Below are 18,154 nucleotides of genomic sequence, written 5' to 3'. Positions count from 1 at the left end.
TCTCGTTCGGTTCACGGACGCAGGTGTCCTGGCTCCCGGATCACCGCTCCCTCTCGGCCTTCCAACCCCGAACGGTCGTGGCCTGTCGGTGAGAGGTCGCTCCCCGGTCACAGTTGCTGGACAGCCCCGGATTCACACCGGTGTTCCCTGCGGCCAGCGAGGACTCTAGGCGCGTGCGTGGCGCACTGCCATCCGTCGACGGACCGCCAGCACGTCGAGGTCTCCTACGATCGAGCTCGATGACCCGGGTGCTCGTGCTGGCGGGGACCACCGAGGCCACCCGGCTCGCCCATCTCCTCGTGGATGACGGGCTCGAGGTGATCAGCTCCTTCGCCGGCATGACCACCGATCCGCTCAGCCGACCGGGCCGGGTGCGAACCGGAGGGTTCGGCGGCGTCGACGGCCTCCGCCGCTACCTCGGCGAAGAAGCCATCGACCTGCTCATCGACGCCACCCACCCCTTCGCCGCCCGCATGCCCCACCACGCGGCCGCCGCAGCCGGCTCGATCGGGGTGCCACTGGTCCGCATCCTGCGCCCACCGTGGACCCCGCAGCCCGGCGACCGGTGGGTGACCGTCGCCACCCTGCCGCACGCCGCGGTCACGGTCGACGAGCTCGATGCCCGGGTGGTGTTGCTGACCGTCGGCAGGCGGGAGCTCCACCACTTCACCCGTGCTCGCCGGGCCCGGTTCGTGGTCCGCTCGATCCATCCTCCCGATCAGCTCCCGCCCCGCACCACCCTCATCCTCGATCGAGGGCCTTTCGAGCTGCCCGCGGAGCGGGACCTGATTCTGCGGCACGGTGTGGATGCCCTGGTGGCCAAGAACGCGGGGGGCACCGCCACCCGGGCGAAGCTGGACGCGGCCCGGGAGCTCGGGCTTCCGGTGATCATGATCGAGCGCCCGGCCCAGCCGTCCGTGCCGCACGTGCAGACGGTCGAAGCCGCCCGGCGATGGGTGCAGGCCATCCTGAGCCGAGGGTGAGGCCACGGGTCACAGCTCGTCCAGCGTCGCAGTCCCGACCAGCGCCTCCCGTGCAGCGCGCAACAGCGGTACCGCCAAGATCGCCCCCCCACCTTCGCCGGTGCGGACACCTAGCTCGAACAGGGGGCGCAACCCCAGCAGCTCCAATCCCACGGCAGCAGCCGGTTCGGGTGAGCGGTGGGATGCCACCATCGCGTCGCGCACACCAGGCACCAGACGCTCGGCCACGACCGCAGCGGCGACGGTGACAACCCCGTCGAGCACCACGGGTACCCCGATCGACGCTGCACCCATCACGAAGCCGGCGATCGCCGCCACTTCCAGACCGCCGAGCCGGCTCAATGCCTCCAGCGGCCCGGCGTCGACCGGCACGGCCGCCACAGCGTCGGCCACCACCCGGCGTTTCCGCTCCAGCGCATCGTCGGGGATCCCGGCCCCCCGACCGGTGAGCGCCATGGGGTCCTCACCGCTCGACCAGGCCAACATCGCCGCCGCAACCGTGGTGTTGCCGATCCCCACCTCGCCGACGCACAAGGTGCGGGCCCCACCCGCCACCAGCCGTTCCGCGGTCCGGATTCCCACGGTGAGGGCAGCCTCCACCTCCTCCGGCTCCAACGTCATACCCGAACGGATGTCTCTCGTGCCCGAGCGCACCCGCTGATCGACCACCCCGGGTGGGGTCGACCCGGTGGCCAAGCCGACGTCGATGACCTCGACCGAGACGCCCGCCGATCGGGCCAGCGTCGACCCAAGTCCCCGGCCACTCGCCAGCAGCCCGGCCACCTGTCGGCTGATGGTCCAGGGCCACGGGGTCACCACATCGGGCTCGGCCACCCCGTGATCGGCGACGAACACCGCGCACACGGCCGGGTCCACCGGCGGCAACGGTTGGCGGAGGAGGCCCGCCGACCGGCAGAGGGTCTCCTCCAGGACACCGAGCGAGCCCGGGGGCTTGGCCAGTCGATCGAAGCGGTCCTGGCAAGCAGCAGCACAACCCGGATCGGGCCCTCGCAGTGGTGGGGCGACCCAGCCCGCCCGCGAGGCGAGTGCGCTGCGAGCGGCGCGCTCGACGGTCCAGGCCAGGTCGACTCCGACGAAGGCGAACGTGGCGCCGGCCGCGTCGGCGGCCCGCTCGTCGTCCACCGTGTCACCGATGTACAGCGCCCGACCGGGTGAGACCCCGAGTTGATCCAGAGCGACTCGCAACGGTGCCGGGTCCGGCTTGTGCACCCCCAGCGGCGCGGTGGCCACCACGGTCTCGAACAGCTCCCCGATGCCTACCGAGCGCAGGTGCGCCCGGACCTGCTCGGCGTCCATCACCGCGGTGTTGGTGACCACCCCGAGCCGGACCGACCCATCCAGCACCTGGAGGGCCTCGACCACACCCGGCCGCAGCACTGGGACCAGCTCCGCCAGCGGGGTCGCCGCCGGCGCCTGCTCGACCAACGTCCCACCCACGTCGAAGAGCACCGCATCGACGCGCTCGGCGAGCGCCTCGACCCATTGCTGCCCAGCTCGACCACTCAGGACGCCATCCACCACAGGACCTCCCATCCGGCGTTGACCATCACCACCACCGCCAGCAAGGCGGCGGTCTCCCCGACCTGCTCCGCCGCACCGAGAACGTCACCGTTCACCCCACCCAGCCGGCGCTGACCCCAACGAAGGATGCCGAACGCCCCTGACACCGCTGCAGCCAGCGCCACCAGCCCGACCGGGCCGGCCAGCGCTACCGCGATCACCACTCCCCACGCTGCGGCCGCGACAAGGTCGGAACCCCGCCGGCCCCGGAGTACGGCTGCTCCCAGTCCGCGGTCGAGCGGCCGTGCACCCGGCGTGGCCCAGACGAGCCCGGCGCGGGCCGCGCTGTGGGCCAACACCAGCGCGCCAGCCCCGGCCGGCGGGGCCAGGCCCGCCAGCAGCGCCCACTGCCCGAGCAGCTGGAGCACCACCGCGACCACCCCGTAAGTGCCATGCCGCGGGTCGTCGAGCAGGGTCCGGCGCTGCTCGACGTCGCGACCGCCGATGAGGGCATCGCAGCTGTCGGCGAGCCCGTCGAGGTGGAAAGCACCGGTCGTGAGCGCCGTCGCAGCCAGCGCCGCCACTGCGGCCACCGCTGGGCTGGCCACCACCCCCACGACGAGCCAGACCGCGGCGCCAACCCCACCGACCAGCGCACCCACGAGTGGGAACCAGCCCAGCACGCCGCCGGTCGCCACGGCACCGGACCGGACGGGAAGGCGAGTCAGCAGCCCGATCGCGGCCCGCAGGTCGCTGCACGCTCCTGCTCGGGGCGACGCATCGGTCACGGCAGTCGACGGATCACATCGAGGGACTGCAGTTCGATCCCCCGGCCCGCGCACACCAACACCACCCGATCGGCCCCGGCCGCCAGCGTCGCGTTGACCCGACCCAGGACATCCCGGTAGCGCCGACCGAGGTCGGTCTCAGGAACGAGCCCGAGGCCGACCTCGTTGGTGACCACGATGCTCGGCCCGCTCCGCCGGGCCAAGACCTCTGCGAGGTGGCGGGCCTTCGCCTCCAGCTGCGCCTCCGTCACCCCGTGGTGGAACAGGTTCCCGACCCACACCGTCAGGCAGTCGAGCAGGACGCAACCGTCATCGGGAACCGACACGATCGCCGACGCGGGATCGAGTGGTTCTTCGATCGTGGCCCAGCCGGCCGGTCGGGCCGCTCGATGAGCGGCGATCCGTGCCGCCATCTCCTCGTCGATGGGCTGCGCGGTCACCACCACGGTGATGGGCCGCTCGCTGCACGCCGCCAGCCGCTCGGCGTACGCGCTCTTGCCTGCTCGAGCCCCCCCGGTCAGCAACCACCGTCCTGCCACGGCCGGTGCTTCAGCGGACACGGCCTCACCCGCGACCGTGTCGCCGGCGGGGGAAGGCCTTGGTTCGGGCTCGGCGGTGGGATCCTCGTACCGACGGGAGGTGTAGACGAAGGCTCGCTCCCGACGGTCGACCCGGCGAGTCGTGGCGGAGCCGACGATCACCACGGTCGACATGTCGACCGGCTCCGGATCGACGTCGCCCAGTGTCGTGACCACGACCTGTTCCCCGCTGCGGCCGATCCGCCGGCCGAGCACGACCGGCGTCGCTGGTGGCCGGTGGTGTCGCAGGACCTCGAGGGCCCGGGTGAACTGCCAGGGTCGGTGCCGGCTCTTGGGGTTGTAGAGCGCCAGCACGAACCCTGCCGCGGCGGCGGCCTCGAGGCGGGACTCGATCACCGCCCACGGCTTCAACACGTCCGACAGCGACAGGACCGCGAAATCATGACCGAGCGGGGCCCCCACTCGGGCGGCGAGGGCCTGGGCGGCGCTGATACCCGGTTCGATGGTCACCTCCACCCCCGGCCAGCCGTCCGGGTGGGCGTCGAGCTGCTCGCACACCGCGGCGGCCATGCCGAACACCCCCGGATCCCCCGAGGACGCCACCACGACGTCCCCGCCCCTGGCCGCCAGGTCGAGCGCGAGCCGAGCCCGCTCGACCTCTACCCGGTTCCCGGATCCGTGGCGACGGGCGGTGAGTGCCCTGCCGAACATGTCGGCGAGCAAAGCGAGGTACGGCTCGTAGCCGACGATGTCGGTGGCCTCGAGCACTCGACGGCGCACCGCCGGCGTGCACCAGTCCGCCGAACCCGGCCCGATACCGACGACGCTCACCCGGCCGGGCCGCCGGGCCCCAGGCCGGGCGCTCACCGTCCCAGCCCGGCCAGCCGAGGGCCGGGCACGAGCACCAGTGAGAAGTACGGAGGGGTGCGGGAGCCGATCTCGCGCACGGGCATCACGAGCTGGTCTGGGTGACTGGCGCGCTCGACGTAGATCGCGTCGTCGATCCGCCCGGTGGCTTCGAGCGCGGCGACCACCCGCTGGAGGTGGCGACCGATCTTGAGGATCACCACGGCTTCGGTACCGGCCAGTGCCTGCTTGAGGTCCTCGGCCAGCATGGTGGCGGTCACCACCGTGAACCGCTCGTCGCCGGACACCAGGGGCATACCGGCCAGCCCACACGCTGCGGAGACCGAGGTGATGCCAGGGATCACCTCGGCTCGAAAGCGGTCCGCGAGCCGGATGTGCAGGTGCATGTAGCTGCCGTAGAACAGCGGGTCGCCCTCGCTGAGCACCGCCACGTCGCGACCGGCGTCGAGGTGGGCGGCGAGGCGCTCGGCCGCGTCGTCGTGGAACCGATCCAGCAGTGAGCGGTAGACCTCGACCCCCACGGGCTCGACGGTCACGGGGTACTCGAGCCGCTCCAGGGTCTGTCCCGGGCGTAGGAACTGCTCGACGGTGCACCGGGCGTGGCCTCTCCGACCGCGGGCTGCCACGTACGCCACGACCGGACAGCTCTGCAGCACCCGCAACCCCCGGAGGGTCAAGAGCTCGGGATCGCCCGGGCCGACCCCCAGGCCGTAGAGGCGGCCCGGGTCGCCGACTGCGCCGCCACCCTGTCCCGCGGGGGTGACGTTCATCGGGGCACGACCTCCCGCTCGTCGGCCAGGGCGTTCACCGCCGCGCAGGCCATGGCACTGCCTCCCCGCCGGCCGTGGAGGGTGAGGTACGGCACCTCATGGGGCAGGGTGGCCAGCGCCTCCTTGGACTCCGCCGCGCCGATGAAGCCGACCGGCACCCCGATCACCGCCGCTGGGCGGGCGACGCCGTCGAGCATGAGCTCGAGGAGCCGGAACAGCGCGGTCGGCGCGTTGCCCACCACCGCGAGCCCGCCGTCGAGGGTGTCGAGCCAGAGCTCGACCGCCGCGGCGGCCCGGGTGGTGCCGAGACGCCGGGCCAGTTCCGGGACCTCCGGGTCGCCCAACGCGCAGCGAACGTCCACGCCGGCCGGGAGCCGGGCCCGGGTGATGCCCCGGGCCACCATCTCGCTGTCGCACCACACCGTGGCCCCCCGCCGGAGGGCACCCGTGGCCTCGGCGACGAAGCCATCGCTGGCTTGGAGGAGCTCCACGATCCCGGTGTCCCCAGCCGCGTGCACCATGCGCACCACCACGGGTTCGAGCACACCGAAGCACGCCAGCCGCTCACCGAGCTCCTCTCGGATCAGCGCGAACGACCCTCGGGTGATCGCTGCGCCATCACGCTCGTACTCGAGCCTGGTGCTCACCCAACCTCCTCCACGTGAAGGCCATCGGGCGTGGCCACTAGCTCACGCACCCCGGGCGGGGCACCGCAGCGCTTCGGGCAGCCCGAGATGTGGAGCCGCCGGCCCCGGGTGTCGGCCAGACGGGCACGCGCCAGGGCGTGGGTATCCACCAGCGCGCTGGGGCAGCCCTGCGAACCGATGCACGCCGACACCCAACGTCGGGGGTCGCGCGGGGAGACCACCCAGCCCACCGCGGCGAGCTGTTCGAGGGTACCGGCGAGCTCGGCGGCCCCGGCGTCGGCGGCTTCCTCGCCGGAGGCCACGAGCAGCACTCCTCGACCCGGCTCGGGTCGCACCGAGACCGGCCCTTCGGCGACACGGGCCAACAGGTGGAGTGCATCGGCGGTGGCGACGCCGAGCGGCGGCGCGCCCGGCGCAACGGCGCGATCACCCACCTTCCGGATCCCCCACCAGGCCTCCCGCTCGACGGGTTCGGACCGCATGGGGCCCCACCCGTCAGCCACGCCGGGCAGGTCCCGAGCCCGGCAACCGGCGTCGGCGCAGCGACGGATCACCGCTGCGACCGCATGCAGGATGGCGAGTGGGTCGCCGGCGCTGGCCACGACGGCGCCTGCCACCCGAACCTGCCAGGAGGACCCATGGTCGACCACCGCCACATCCGCCGATGAGGTGGGAACCGGCCACGGCCCGCCGCCGTCGACCACCGCCCACCACTTGGCTGGGAGACCGTCGCCGAGATCCACCACGAGCTGCTCCAGCCGGCGGACCACCTCGCGCCGGGCACTGGCCCGGTCGGGAGACGCGCCGATGTCAAGGAGCGGATCGCAGACCACGGCTCGCTGCCCGTCGGCGGCCGGGTTCCGGTTGGCCAGCCCGGCCCCGGCCAACAGCTCTGCCGTTCGGTCCAGGTGCCTGACCGCCAAGCCGCGCACCTGCAGGTTCCCCCGGCGGGTGATCTCCACCAGGCCGTTGCCCCGGGTCTCCGCCAGGGTGGCGACCACCCGCCACTGGTCGGAGCTCACCGGTCGGCAGCCGACCGGAAGGCGCACCAACCAGCCATCTCGGCTCGCGAGGGGTTCGGCCAGTGAGGGACACCACCCGCGCACTGCCGGGGGGACCGGGGTGGAGCTGCGCATGGCTGCGGGACCCTAGCACCTATGTAGGGCATGGCACCCTACGTGACCTACGGTGAGGCGATGACTTCCGATCGCCTGGGCGTCCTCCCCCCGAGGGTGGTGATCGCGGGGACCCGCTCCGGCGCGGGCAAGACCACGGTCGCCACCGGCCTGCTCGCCGCATTCACTCGGGCGGGCGTGCATACGGCAGCGGCAAAGGTCGGGCCGGACTACATCGACCCTGGCTACCACGAGCTCGCCACCGGTCGCCCCTCACGCAACCTCGACCCGTGGATGTGCGGGGAGGACGCGGTGCTCGAAGTGGCCGCCCGGGCGGCCACCGGCTGCGGCCTGCTGGTGATCGAAGGGGTGATGGGACTCTTCGACGGTGCAGCGGACGCCACACCGTCGTCGACGGCAGACGTGGCCGCCCTGCTCGGCGCACCGGTGCTCTTGGTGGTGGATGCGGCAGGGACCGGCCGGTCGGTGGCCGCGACCGTCCACGGGTTCGCCACGTTCGACCCTCGGGTCCGGGTCGGGGGGGTGATCCTCAACCGGGTGGCCACCGAGAGCCACGAGCGGATGCTGCGCGACGCGCTGGCGCCCACCGGTGTGCCCGTGCTCGGTGCCCTCCGGCGGGACGACCGTCTTCACTGGCCTGACCGGCACCTGGGCCTGGTGCCGGTCATCGAGCGGCGACACGAGCTGGTGCGCAACCTCGAGGCGCTGGCCGCCGCCATCACCGAGCAGGTCGACCTGGGGGGCGTGCGGGAGCTGGCTGCGCATGCCTCACGGTTCCCCGTGCCGGACTCCGGTGGTGAGGAGCGCTCAGCTGGGCCGAGTCGGCCATCCCGGGTGCGCATCGCCGTGGCCACCGGGCGGGCCTTCAGCTTCTGCTACCCCGACAACCTGGAGGTCCTGCAGCGGGCAGGGGCCGAGCTGCTCCCCTTCGACCCGCTCGCCGACCGTTCACTCCCGCCGTCCATCGACGGGTTGTACGCAGGCGGCGGCTTCCCCGAGATCTACGCCGCGGAGCTCGCCGGCAACGTCGAGCTGCACGCCGCGCTGCGAGACGGCACCCGCCGCGGGCTCGTGGTCTGGGCCGAGTGCGGTGGCCTGCTGTGGCTCACCCGGGCCATCGACGGGCACCCGATGGCCGCTGTGGTGGAAGCCGAAGCGACCATGACCCCTCGACCCACCCTGGGCTACCGCACCGCGACGACCTGCATGCCGACACCGTTCGGCCCGCCGGGGACCGAACTGCGCGGGCACGAGTTCCATTACTCGGCCGTGCGCCCCGCCGGTGAGGCGCTACGGATGCGAGGACGGGAGGGGGTGACCACCGGCGGCTTCGGGAACCCCCGGATGCTGGCGTCGTACCTGCACCTGCACCTCGCGGGTCACGAGCATCTCGCCACCCGCTTCGTCGAGACCTGCCGGACCGGCAAGCTGGTCACACCGACCGCCGGCGAGTCGCCATCCTGACCGGGTCGCCCGCCATCAGCGGCGAGCGCGGGAGCCGAGGCTACGCCGGGCCAGCACCACGAGGACCGAGCCACCACCGATCGCCACCAGCGCCGTCAACACCGCCCACGACGGGTCTGAACCGGTGCGGGGCAGGCTCGAGGGGGACCCTGACGTCGCCGTCGCACCGCCGATCGTCGTCATCATGCCGCCCGTCGCCGGTGCCGTCGTCGTGGTCGAGGTGGTCGTCGTGGTCGGCGCCACCGTCGTCGTGGTGGTGGACGTCGTCGACGTCGTCGTGGTCGAGGTGGTCGTCGTGGTCGGCGCCACCGTCGTCGTGGTGGTGGACGTCGTCGACGTCGTCGTCGTGGGCGGAACCGTCGTCGTGGTCGAGGTGGTCGAGGTGGTCGAGGTGGTCGTCGTGGTCGGCGCCACCGTCGTCGTGGTCGAGGTGGTCGTCGTCGTCGTGGTCGGCGCCACCGTCGTCGTGGAGGTGGTCGTCGTCGTCGTGGTCGGCGGCTCGACCTGCTCGCCTTCGTAGGCCGCCAGCACCACATCAGACCTCGTGCACCACTGGGGGTCGATCCCCGAACCCCCCACCACGATCCGCCCCGAAGGCTCGAGGAGTACCTGGCTCCCGAAGCCCGTTTCCGGGGTGGTCACCACCCCAGCGGTGCCGAAGGTGGGGTCCAAGGCACCATCGCCCTCGAACCGTGCGAGGACGAACTGCACCCGTGGACAGCCAGGGCCCACCGGTGGCAGCACCACCCTCCCCGCGGCGAGGATCCCTGTGCCGTCGAGCGCGATGTCCTCGAACCGCCCACCACCGAGATCGACGACCACCCGTCCACCGACCCCGAACGTCGGGTCGAACTGGCCGCTGGGAAGAAGCCGGATCAGGTAGCCCCTCACCGGCTGACCGAATCCCGTCACCACGATCCCGCCGTCCGGCTGGATCACCACGGCGGTAGCGACGTCCCCGGAGTCGAGGTCTCCCGAGCAACACCCGCCCTGGTTCACCTTCACCACGCCGGCGGTCCCGAACGAGCTGTCGATCGCCCCGTCCGTCAGGTAGCGGAGCACGATCCAGTCGTTGCTCGTGAGGTCCAGTGCGGAGGCGCCGACGACCACGATCCGGCCATCGCTCTGGATGGCCACCGCCATGCCGATGTCGGTGTCATCGACGTTGGTGAACACCAGCCCGTCGCCGCCTCCGAACGACGTATCGAGCACACCAGTGGAACTGAACCGGGCGAGGAGCACATCGTCTTGCGAGCCGTAGTCCTGGTTGCTGGAGCCGGTGGCGACGATGGCCCCGTCCGAGGTCAATGCCAGTCCCCGCACGGTCAGGCTGAAGCCGGGTTTCACGATCTGGGCCACCCCGCCGACCCCGAACGACGTATCGATGTCCCCGCTCGACGTGAGGCCGATCACCAATCCCGGCATCGAACCGTCGATGTCGAAGGCGACCCCACCCGCCAGCAACGATCCATCGGGCCGAGCGACCAGCGCTTCGATGATCGTGTCCGGCAGCTCGAAGCGGCCGCCGCTGGCGAAGGTGGTGTCCGGCGAGCCTTCGCTCGTGAAGCGCAGGACCACACCAGTCACGTTCGGGCTGTTGTACACGGTACCGGCGACCACGAGGTGCCCATCCGGCTGCCGGACCATCCCCCCGAGCCGGAAGCCCGGTTCCGTCAGCAGCTGCACGCCAGCCGTTCCAAAGGCTGGATCGAGGTCGCCCGGAGCCGCGAGCGCCAGCGGACCGGTCGCGATCGCGAGCGCCACCAAACCGGCCACGATCACGCTGAGCCAGCGTGATCGGCGGTCGGACCAACCTGGGCGAGCGAGGGCGGACGATGACGACGAGCTGGGCACGGAACGAGCTGGGCCGAGGACGACGGATCGGTGCGCCGAGAGGGTAGCCGACTGGTCGGCCCGGGTCCCGGCAGCCTCCCGGAGCCCGATGCATGCCTGCCGATCGAGCTGACGATCACGTCCTGACGGCAACCGTGTGGTACGCGCCGGCGGTGACGGTGGCCCAGTCGGTGCCGGTGCCGATCTGCACCGGAGCACTGCTACTCATGGTGGTGCCGTCACCGAGCTGCCCGTAGCCGTTGTAGCCCCAAGCCCACAACGTGCCGCCCGTCTTGACGGCGACCGTGTGGTAGCCGCCGGCGGCGACCGACGCCCAGTCGCTGCCGGTGCCGATCTGCACCGGAGCGTTGCGGTTCGTCGTGGTGCCGTCACCGAGCTGCCCGTAGCCGTTGTAGCCCCAGGCCCACAGGGTGCCGCCCGTCTTGACGGCGACCGTGTGGGACTCGCCGGCGTCGACCGACGCCCAGTCGCTGCCGGTGCCGATCTGCACCGGAGCGTTGCGGTCCGTCGTGGTGCCGTCACCGAGCTGCCCGTAGGCGTTGTAGCCCCAGGCCCACAAGGTGCCGTCCGTGCCGACCCCGACCGTGTGGGCCGCGCCGGCGGCGACGGTGGCCCAGTTGGTGGCGATGCCGATCTGCACCGGGGCGTTGCGGTTCGTGGTGGTGCCGTCACCGAGCTGTCCGACGGCGTTCCAACCCCAGGCCCACAACGTGCCGTCGGTCTTGACGGCGACCGTGTGGTTGCCGCCGGCGGCGACCGACGCCCAGTCGGTGCCGGTGCCGATCTGCACCGGGGCGTTGCGGCTCGTGGTCGTCCCGTCACCGAGCTGCCCGTAGGCGTTGTAGCCCCAGGCCCACAACGTGCCGTCAGTCTTGACGGCGACCGTGTGGTAGCCGCCAGCGGCGACGGTGGCCCAGTTGGTGCCGGTGCCGATCTGCACCGGGGCGTTACGGTTCGTGGTGGTGCCGTCACCGAGCTGCCCGCCGGCGTTGTAGCCCCAGGCCCACAGGGTGCCGTCGGTGCGGACCCCGACCGTGTGGTAGCCGCCGGCGGCGACCGACGCCCAGTCGGTGCCGGTGCCGATCTGCACCGGAGCGTTGCGGCTCGTGGCCGTCCCGTCACCGAGCTGCCCGTAGGTGTTGTGGCCCCAGGCCCACACGGTGCGGCTGGGGGGCGGTGGGGGCGGGGTGTCGTCGTCGCGGATGGTGACCGTGGCGGTGCCGACGCCGATGGTCAGCCCCGAGCTGGGGGACGACAGGGTGACGGTGACGGTCTCGTCGCCCTCGGCGATGGTGTCGGGCAGCACCCCGACCGACACGTTCTTGGTGGTCTGGCCGGCTTTGAACGCAACGGTCTTGGAATAGGCCTTCTTGAAATCAACGCCCACCGTGGCCGTGCCCGCCGCGACGGTGGCGACCACATGTTGCGGACCAGGAGCGGGTTCGGAGAGGGTGATGGGCACCTTCACCACCCGGGGGCCGCTGTCACCCTCGACGACCGACACGTCGCCCACCGACGCCACCGCCGACCCCGACCCCTGCACTGGGGATTCAGGCACCAGTACCGCCAGGGCAGCCAGGAGCAAGGTGGTGATCACCATGACGACCCGACGGGTGGCAGAAGAACGCCAGGGGTGGGGGTAGTCTCGTGGTGCGGTCATGGCCCGCCTCCCTCGTCCGGGGTCCGCCATGCGGGCCGCGCCGAGCACATGGTCGGCCGGGACACTACCTACCCCCCACCCGCGGGGCAATCCCCAAAGCGCCTCACCACCCGACCGACGCCCGATGGGGCGACACCAGGAAAGCCACGCCTGGTAGGCGACATCACCTGCCCTACCTCTGCCCTACCTGCGGTACGGTCCGGGCGTGCACAAGTCGTCGATCTACCTCCCCGACGATCTGAAACAGGCGCTCTCGCAGCGGGCGTCTGCCGCCGGTCGCTCCGAGGCGGACCTCATCCGCCACGCCATCACCCTCCTCCTGAGCCGGGACCAGCCGGCGCCGGGCACGCCGGCCGACAGCGATCCAGCGTCGCTCGCCCTTCCCCGCCCGGGCCTGGTCGGCGTGGGGGTCGGCCCCGGAGACCCGTCGCTGATCACCCGCCGGGCGGTCGCCGTGCTCGCCGAGGCCGACCGGGTGGTCACGGTCAGCACCGACGCCCGCTCCATCGGCCGGGCCGAAGCCGTCGTCCGCTCGACGGTCCCGCTGGCAGCCATCCAGCGCGTCGCCTTCGACCTCGACCCTCAGGCCCGGGGGCGGTCGATGTCCGAGCTGGTCGGCGCCGTGTCCGCGGCGCTCGACGTCGGCGAGCTCGTCGCGGTGGCCGTGCTCGGCGATCCGGCGCAGTGGACCGTCTTCCCCGACCTCGTGCAGCGCATCCGCCCCGCCCGACCTGCGGTCCCGATCGTCGCGGTGCCTGGCATCACCGCCTACCAGGCGGCGGCGGCCGAGGCGGCGATCGCCCTCGGCGGGGGCGGTGGGAGTCTGGTCGTCACCGCGGATCCCCGGCGTGCCGCCGACGCCGCCCGCGCCGGGGATGCCGTGGTCCTGCACAAGGCCGACACCACCGGTGAGGTGGTGCGCACCCTGGCCGAGGAGACCGGGAGGGACGACGCGCTCCTCGCCGAGCTGACCGGACTGCCCGGTGAGCGCATGGTGCCGGCTCGCAGCGCTCCCGACGGCCCGATCGCCTATCTGAGCGCCGTCATCGTCCCCGCCCTCGCCGGCGCTGCGACCGGGCGATGATCTCGTTCGTGGGCGCCGGCCCGGGCGCGCCCGACCTCCTCACCGTGCGGGCCGTGGACCGGCTGCGCAACGCCGACGTGGTCGTGTGGGCAGGCTCGCTCGTCGCGCCGGAAGCGCTCGAGCACTGCCGGGACGACGCGGTCGTCCACGACTCGCGGTCCATGACCCTCGAGGAGATCTGCGAGGTCTTCGCCGCACACCCGGACGCGGCCATCGTGCGGCTGCACTCCGGCGACCCGACACTCTACGGGGCGATCGGCGAGCAGATCGCCTGGTGCGTCGCCCATGACCGAGCGTTCGAGGTCGTCCCGGGTGTCTCGTCGTTCACCGCCGCCGCCGCGGCCGCGGGCTGCGAGCTCACCCTGCCGGGGGTGGCGCAGTCGGTGGTCCTGACCCGGCTGGCCGCGGGCACCGCCGCCTCCGTGCCCGAGCGCGAGACGGTGCGCGCCTTCGCTACCGCGGGGGCCACCATGGCGCTGTTCCTCTCGGTGCGGCACGTGGAGCAGTTGGTGGAGGAGCTCCTGGCGGACGGTTCGGGCTACGAGGCGTCGACCCCGGTCGTGGTCGCGTCACGGGTGAGCCGAGCCGACGAGCAGCTGCTCACCACCTCGATCGGCGAGCTGGCCGCGACCGTGGCGCGGGCCGGTCTCACCGACACCACCATGATCCTCGTCGGCCCGGCGCTCGCGGCGGCGGGTGGGCGCCGCAGCCACGTGTACGATCCCACCTACGGCACCCGGTTCCGGCGGAGCGCGTCCCGAGTCGACGCAGCTCGGGGCGCACCGGTCCACCGCTCGCCGTCGCCCGGCCCGGTCGCGGAGGGGCCACGATGACCGGCGGGCACCTCGACATGGTCGGCGTGATCGGGGGGGAGGTGTTCGGACCCCGGGCGCGGGAGGCCCTCCGGGAGGCCGACCTGCTCGTGGGCGCACCACGGCACCTCACCCACGCCGAGCAGCTCGCCGATGCGGCCTGCGAGCGCGTCGAGCTGGCCGGCCCGCTGGACGGCGTGCTCGACCGCATCGCCGCAGCGCTGGCGGCGAACCGCCGGGTGTGCGTGCTGGCCTCCGGCGATCCCGGGTTCTTCGGGTTCGCTCGCCTAGCCCGCCGCCGGTTCGGTGCCCGGGTGGCGGTGCATCCCGCCCCGTCGTCGGTGTCGCTCGCCTGGGCGGCCGCGGGCGAGTCCTGGGACGACGCCGAGGTCATCTCCGCCCACGGCCGCCCGCTGGCCGCGGCGGTGGAGCGCGCCGTGCGTAGCCCGAAGGCCGCCGTGTTGACCTCACCCGAGCACCCCCCCGAGCGCCTGGGCGCGGCGCTGGTGGCTGCCGGCTGTCGACCTCGGCGGGTGGTGGTGGCCAGCCGGTTGGGTGAGCCCGACCAGCAGGTGGTGCGGACCGACCTCGACGGGCTCGCCGCTGGCCGCTTCGACCCGTTGTCGGTGGTGCTGCTGCTCGCTGATGCCGACCCTCCGCGCTGCGGACCGGGGTGGCCCCGTGTCTCGTGGGGAGCCGACGTGGGAGCCTTCGAACACCGCGACGGGATGATCACCAAGCCGGAGGTCCGGGCCGTGGTGCTGGCGAAGCTGGACCTGGGCGGTGCAGGGGTGCTGTGGGACGTGGGGGCGGGGAGCGGCTCCGTGGGGATCGAAGCCGCCACGGTCCAGCCGCAGCTCATGGTGTACGCCATCGAGCGTGCCGAGCCTGATGCCGAACGGATCCGGCGGAACGCCATCGCCCACGGAGTCGCCGCGCGGGTCGAGGTGATCCAGGCCAGCGCGCCCGAAGCCTTCGACGGCCTGCCCGCACCAGACCGGATCTTCGTCGGCGGCGGTGGGCCGCCGGTGCTGCGAGCTGCCTGGGACCGCCTGGAGGAAGACGGCGTGCTGACCGCCACCTTCACCGTGCTCGAGCACGTGCTGGCCGCGACCTCGGTGCTCGACGAGCTGGTACAGCTGCACGTCGACCACGCCGTACCGATCGGGAACGCCGGTCTCCGCCTGGAACCGACGAACCCGGTGTTCGTCGGCCGGGCGCGGCGATGAGCTCGCCTCCGGGAAGCGGGCGTCGTGACGGCCGTGCGGATGGACCAGAGGTGATCGTCGGCATCGGGCTCGCCTCCCGGGCGAGCGCGGAGGAGGTGGAGCAGCTCGTCCGGGACCTGCTGTCCCGCCACGGCCTCCCGTTCCCGCCGGGGGCGATCGCCACCCGGACACGATTCGCCACCGACCCTCGCGTGGCGCTCGGCTGCCCGGTGGTGGGCATCGACGACGACGAGCTGCTCGCGGCGAGTCCACCCGTGTCCCGTCGGCGGGGTCTTCCCGCGCAGGTGGCCCGGACCGCTGCGCTGCTCGCGGCCGGGCCGGGTGGGCGCCTGCTCGAGCCCGCGGGCCGAAGCCGGTACGCCACCGCGGCGGTCGCCCGGCCCGCCCAGGGCCGACCCGCACCCCGTCACCGCTCCGAGCGGGAGCGCTGAGCGGATGGTCACTCGCGTGCCCCCTCCCGGTCCCCACGGCGGGGACGCGGTCCGCCTCGCACGCGCGCTGGGGCGGGATCCGGCAGAGATGATCGATCTCTCGGTGAGTCTCAACCCGTTCGCCCCCGAGGTCTCCCGGGTGCTGCGCCGGCTGCTCGACGAGTGCCCGGACCTCGTCCGCCGCTATCCCGACGACCGGGAGGCCACCAGCCTGCTGGCCCGAGCCATCGGCGAGGACGTCGACCGGGTCGTGCTCACCAACGGCGGTGCTGAGGCGATCGCCCTGGTGGCAGCGCTGGAGCCCGACGGCGAGGTGGTGCGGCCCGAGTTCTCGCTGTACGAGCGCCACCTCCGTCGGGTTCGTCCTGGGGCGCCCCGGTGGCGTTCGAACCCATCGAACCCGCTGGGCCGCCTCGCCGATCCCGAGGAGCGAGCGGCGGTGTGGGACGAGGCCTTCTACCCGCTCGCCACCGGCGCGTGGAGCCGGGGCGACCGGACCTCGTGGCGGCTGGGCTCACTGACCAAGCTGTGGGCCTGCCCGGGTCTGCGGATCGGCCACGCGATCGCCCCGACGGTCGAAAAGGCGAACCAACTCAGGCAGTCCCAGCCGCGATGGTCGGTGAACGCCCTGGCACTCGCCGCGCTGCCTCGCCTGCTGGAGCTCACCGATCTGCCTCGATGGGCCCGCGAGGTGGCCAGCGTGCGGGCCAGCTTCGTCGAACAGCTCCGGGCGTTGGGGTTCAGGGTGATCGACACCGAGGCCAACTGGGTGCTGGTCCAGCGGGCTGGGCTTCGGGAGGCCCTCGCGCCCGAGGGGGTGGTGGTCCGTGACGCCACCTCGTTCGGCTTCGCAGGCCTGGCTCGGGTGGCGGTTCCTCACCCGAACCAGTTCGAATCGGTGCTCGCAGCCTTCGGCCGCGTGGGGCCATGAGCGCGCTCGGCGCGGCTGCCGGGGTGCTCGTCGACGAGCTCGCCGGCGAGCCACCGGGTTGGTGCCATCCGGTGGCCGGGTACGGCACGGCCATGGCCCGGCTCGAGCGGCTCACCTACCGCGACCGGCGGTGGGCCGGTGCCCTGCACCTCCTCGCCGGTGTGGGTGCCGCCGCCGCCGCCGGGTGGCTCCTCGGCCGCCTGTTGGGTCGCACCGGAGCCACGGTCGCCGCGGTGGCCGTGGCCTCGAGCGGGCGCATGCTCGACGCCGAGGCGCTCGCCGTGGCCGACCACGTCCGCAAGGGAGAGCTGGAGCTGGCTCGCGACCGGGTCCGGTCGTTGGTCGGGCGCGACACCTCCCGGCTCGACGCCGGTGAGCTGTGCCGCGCCGCAGTCGAATCGGTGGCCGAGAACCTGGTCGATGCGGTCATCGCCCCGCTGTGGTGGGGAGCGATCGCCGGACCCGTCGGCGCGCTCGGTCACCGGGCCGTCAACACCTCCGACGCCATGATCGGGCACCTCGACGACCGGTACCGGCACTTCGGCTGGGCGGCGGCGCGAGCGGACGACGTGGCGAACTACCTGCCGGCGCGCGCCGCGGTCGCCGCTGTCTGCGCGGTGCGGCCCCATCGTGTCGCCCACGTCTTCGCCGCGGTGCGCCACGACGCCCCGGCACACCCGTCACCGAACGGCGGGGTGATCGAGGCCGCGTTCGCCGCCGCCCTCGGCATCAGACTGGGTGGGACCAACCGCTACGGCAACCGGGTGGAGCAACGCGGCGTCCTCGGCGCCGGCGATCCACCGGGACCGACCGACGTCGAGCGCGCCGTGCGCCTGCGGCGTCAGGCGAGCGCGGCGACCACGCTGGCAGCCGTGGTCACGAGCACCGTGGCCAGCCGCCTCCGGCGGTCCCGGAGCTGACGTCCGGGTAGCACCGGCTGAATCTGCACCCTGGCCCGATGACCGCGCCTCCTCAGCGCTGCTCGGTGGGTTCCGGCCCGTCACCGGTGGCCCGGCCGATCAAGTCGGCCAGTGGCCGGCGGCCCGGGAACCCGAGGTTCGGTTCGTGGTACCACCCGATCCGCTCCTCGTTCTCGAGCCAGCACAGCAGCACGAGGCGGCCGCCGACCTCCGCCGGCCAGTCGAACAGCAACGGCGCCCAGCCCTTCACCTGCACCCCCCGGCTGGCGAACCAGTCGAGCTGGTCACCGATCCGAGCCTCCAGGCTCTTCGCCTCGGGGAGCGCGCCCCGCTCGCCCCGCTCCTCGAGCGCGGCGACCGCCTCTGCCAGCTGGCGACGCAGGACCACGATCTCGGCGAGTGCCTCTCGCCCCTCGGCGAGCATCGCTTCGGCCTCGGCCAAGCTGAACAGGCGGCGGTTCACCACCCCATCCTGCCCGGTGGAAGCCGGAGGGCGCACCGGGCAGGATGGGGCGGGG

16 protein-coding genes, 1 pseudogene and 1 riboswitch are annotated in these 18,154 nt (G+C 73.0%); of the genes and pseudogenes, 8 read left to right on the top strand and 9 right to left on the bottom strand.

The window, feature by feature from the left end; translation table 11 throughout:
* Position 1: 1 nt before the first annotated feature.
* A riboswitch (cobalamin riboswitch) is annotated at positions 2 to 192 on the bottom strand.
* Positions 193 to 239: 47 nt separating this feature from the next.
* Positions 240 to 983, top strand: coding sequence for a cobalt-precorrin-6A reductase (locus HZF19_RS01025; protein ID WP_208026863.1), 744 nt, complete (start codon positions 240 to 242; stop codon positions 981 to 983).
* A gap of 9 nt (positions 984 to 992) precedes the next feature.
* Here HZF19_RS01025 and HZF19_RS01020 read toward each other — a convergent pair whose 3' ends face one another.
* The 6 genes and pseudogenes from HZF19_RS01020 to HZF19_RS00995 form a co-directional block, all read right to left on the bottom strand.
* Positions 993 to 2,522 (bottom strand): nicotinate-nucleotide--dimethylbenzimidazole phosphoribosyltransferase, encoded by a 1,530-nt coding sequence (locus tag HZF19_RS01020; RefSeq protein ID WP_208026862.1) that lies wholly within the window; start codon positions 2,520 to 2,522, stop codon positions 993 to 995.
* Complete coding sequence (cobS, locus tag HZF19_RS01015; protein ID WP_208026861.1) at positions 2,507 to 3,292, bottom strand: adenosylcobinamide-GDP ribazoletransferase; 786 nt, start codon at positions 3,290 to 3,292, stop codon at positions 2,507 to 2,509. Before cobS ends, HZF19_RS01020 begins: the two co-directional genes overlap by 16 nt.
* Complete coding sequence (gene cobU / locus HZF19_RS17345; protein ID WP_372443424.1) at positions 3,289 to 3,831, bottom strand: bifunctional adenosylcobinamide kinase/adenosylcobinamide-phosphate guanylyltransferase; 543 nt, start codon at positions 3,829 to 3,831, stop codon at positions 3,289 to 3,291. Before cobU ends, cobS begins: the two co-directional genes overlap by 4 nt.
* Before the next feature lie 87 nt (positions 3,832 to 3,918).
* A pseudogene (locus HZF19_RS17340) lies at positions 3,919 to 5,468 on the bottom strand (precorrin-2 C(20)-methyltransferase); the annotation flags it as partial.
* Complete coding sequence (locus HZF19_RS01000) at positions 5,465 to 6,115, bottom strand: precorrin-8X methylmutase (protein ID WP_208026858.1); 651 nt, start codon at positions 6,113 to 6,115, stop codon at positions 5,465 to 5,467. The gene HZF19_RS01000 and the pseudogene HZF19_RS17340, both read right to left, overlap by 4 nt.
* Positions 6,112 to 7,251 carry a ferredoxin-like domain-containing protein gene (locus HZF19_RS00995; protein WP_235979058.1) on the bottom strand — a complete coding sequence of 380 codons (1,140 nt, stop codon included), beginning with the start codon at positions 7,249 to 7,251 and terminating at the stop codon, positions 6,112 to 6,114. The genes HZF19_RS01000 and HZF19_RS00995 overlap by 4 nt, the downstream gene beginning before the upstream one ends.
* A gap of 60 nt (positions 7,252 to 7,311) precedes the next feature.
* On the opposite strand from HZF19_RS00995, the gene HZF19_RS00990 reads away from it, so the two are divergent.
* Positions 7,312 to 8,715 carry a cobyrinic acid a,c-diamide synthase CobB gene (locus tag HZF19_RS00990; RefSeq protein WP_208026856.1) on the top strand — a complete coding sequence of 468 codons (1,404 nt, stop codon included), beginning with the start codon at positions 7,312 to 7,314 and terminating at the stop codon, positions 8,713 to 8,715.
* A 15-nt stretch (positions 8,716 to 8,730) separates the two neighbouring features.
* Here the strand turns inward: HZF19_RS00990 and HZF19_RS00985 are convergent, their stop codons facing one another.
* Together HZF19_RS00985 and HZF19_RS00980 are read right to left on the bottom strand one after the other, a co-directional pair.
* Positions 8,731 to 10,497, bottom strand: coding sequence for an NHL repeat-containing protein (locus HZF19_RS00985; protein WP_208026855.1), 1,767 nt, complete (start codon positions 10,495 to 10,497; stop codon positions 8,731 to 8,733).
* A gap of 187 nt (positions 10,498 to 10,684) precedes the next feature.
* Positions 10,685 to 12,229: an RCC1 domain-containing protein gene (locus tag HZF19_RS00980; RefSeq protein WP_208026854.1), complete on the bottom strand. Its 1,545-nt coding sequence runs from the start codon at positions 12,227 to 12,229 to the stop codon at positions 10,685 to 10,687.
* 205 nt (positions 12,230 to 12,434) lie between these two features.
* Here HZF19_RS00980 and HZF19_RS00975 point away from each other — a divergent pair, with 205 nt between their 5' ends.
* From HZF19_RS00975 to cbiB, 6 genes are all read left to right on the top strand, one after another.
* Positions 12,435 to 13,313: an SAM-dependent methyltransferase gene (locus HZF19_RS00975; protein ID WP_208026970.1), complete on the top strand. Its 879-nt coding sequence runs from the start codon at positions 12,435 to 12,437 to the stop codon at positions 13,311 to 13,313.
* Complete coding sequence (cobM, locus tag HZF19_RS00970; protein ID WP_208026853.1) at positions 13,310 to 14,146, top strand: precorrin-4 C(11)-methyltransferase; 837 nt, start codon at positions 13,310 to 13,312, stop codon at positions 14,144 to 14,146. The genes HZF19_RS00975 and cobM overlap by 4 nt, the downstream gene beginning before the upstream one ends.
* Positions 14,143 to 15,354: a precorrin-6y C5,15-methyltransferase (decarboxylating) subunit CbiE gene (cbiE, locus tag HZF19_RS00965; protein ID WP_208026852.1), complete on the top strand. Its 1,212-nt coding sequence runs from the start codon at positions 14,143 to 14,145 to the stop codon at positions 15,352 to 15,354. Before cobM ends, cbiE begins: the two co-directional genes overlap by 4 nt.
* 50 nt (positions 15,355 to 15,404) lie before the next feature.
* Complete coding sequence (locus HZF19_RS00960) at positions 15,405 to 15,785, top strand: cobalamin biosynthesis protein (RefSeq protein ID WP_208026851.1); 381 nt, start codon at positions 15,405 to 15,407, stop codon at positions 15,783 to 15,785.
* A gap of 88 nt (positions 15,786 to 15,873) precedes the next feature.
* Positions 15,874 to 16,716, top strand: coding sequence for an aminotransferase class I/II-fold pyridoxal phosphate-dependent enzyme (locus HZF19_RS00955; RefSeq protein ID WP_208026850.1), 843 nt, complete (start codon positions 15,874 to 15,876; stop codon positions 16,714 to 16,716).
* The gene (gene cbiB, locus HZF19_RS00950) at positions 16,713 to 17,636 is read left to right on the top strand and encodes an adenosylcobinamide-phosphate synthase CbiB (protein ID WP_208026849.1); all 924 of its coding nucleotides are present in this window, start codon (positions 16,713 to 16,715) and stop codon (positions 17,634 to 17,636) included. The genes HZF19_RS00955 and cbiB overlap by 4 nt, the downstream gene beginning before the upstream one ends.
* Positions 17,637 to 17,688: 52 nt before the next feature.
* Here cbiB and HZF19_RS00945 read toward each other — a convergent pair whose 3' ends face one another.
* Positions 17,689 to 18,099: a DUF2203 domain-containing protein gene (locus tag HZF19_RS00945; protein ID WP_208026848.1), complete on the bottom strand. Its 411-nt coding sequence runs from the start codon at positions 18,097 to 18,099 to the stop codon at positions 17,689 to 17,691.
* Between the last annotated feature and the right edge of the window lie 55 nt (positions 18,100 to 18,154).

The organism is Rhabdothermincola sediminis (genome assembly GCF_014805525.1).
Classification (GTDB): domain Bacteria; phylum Actinomycetota; class Acidimicrobiia; order Acidimicrobiales; family Acidimicrobilacustridaceae; genus Rhabdothermincola; species Rhabdothermincola sediminis.
This window is presented reverse-complemented; position numbering and strand designations above follow the sequence as displayed.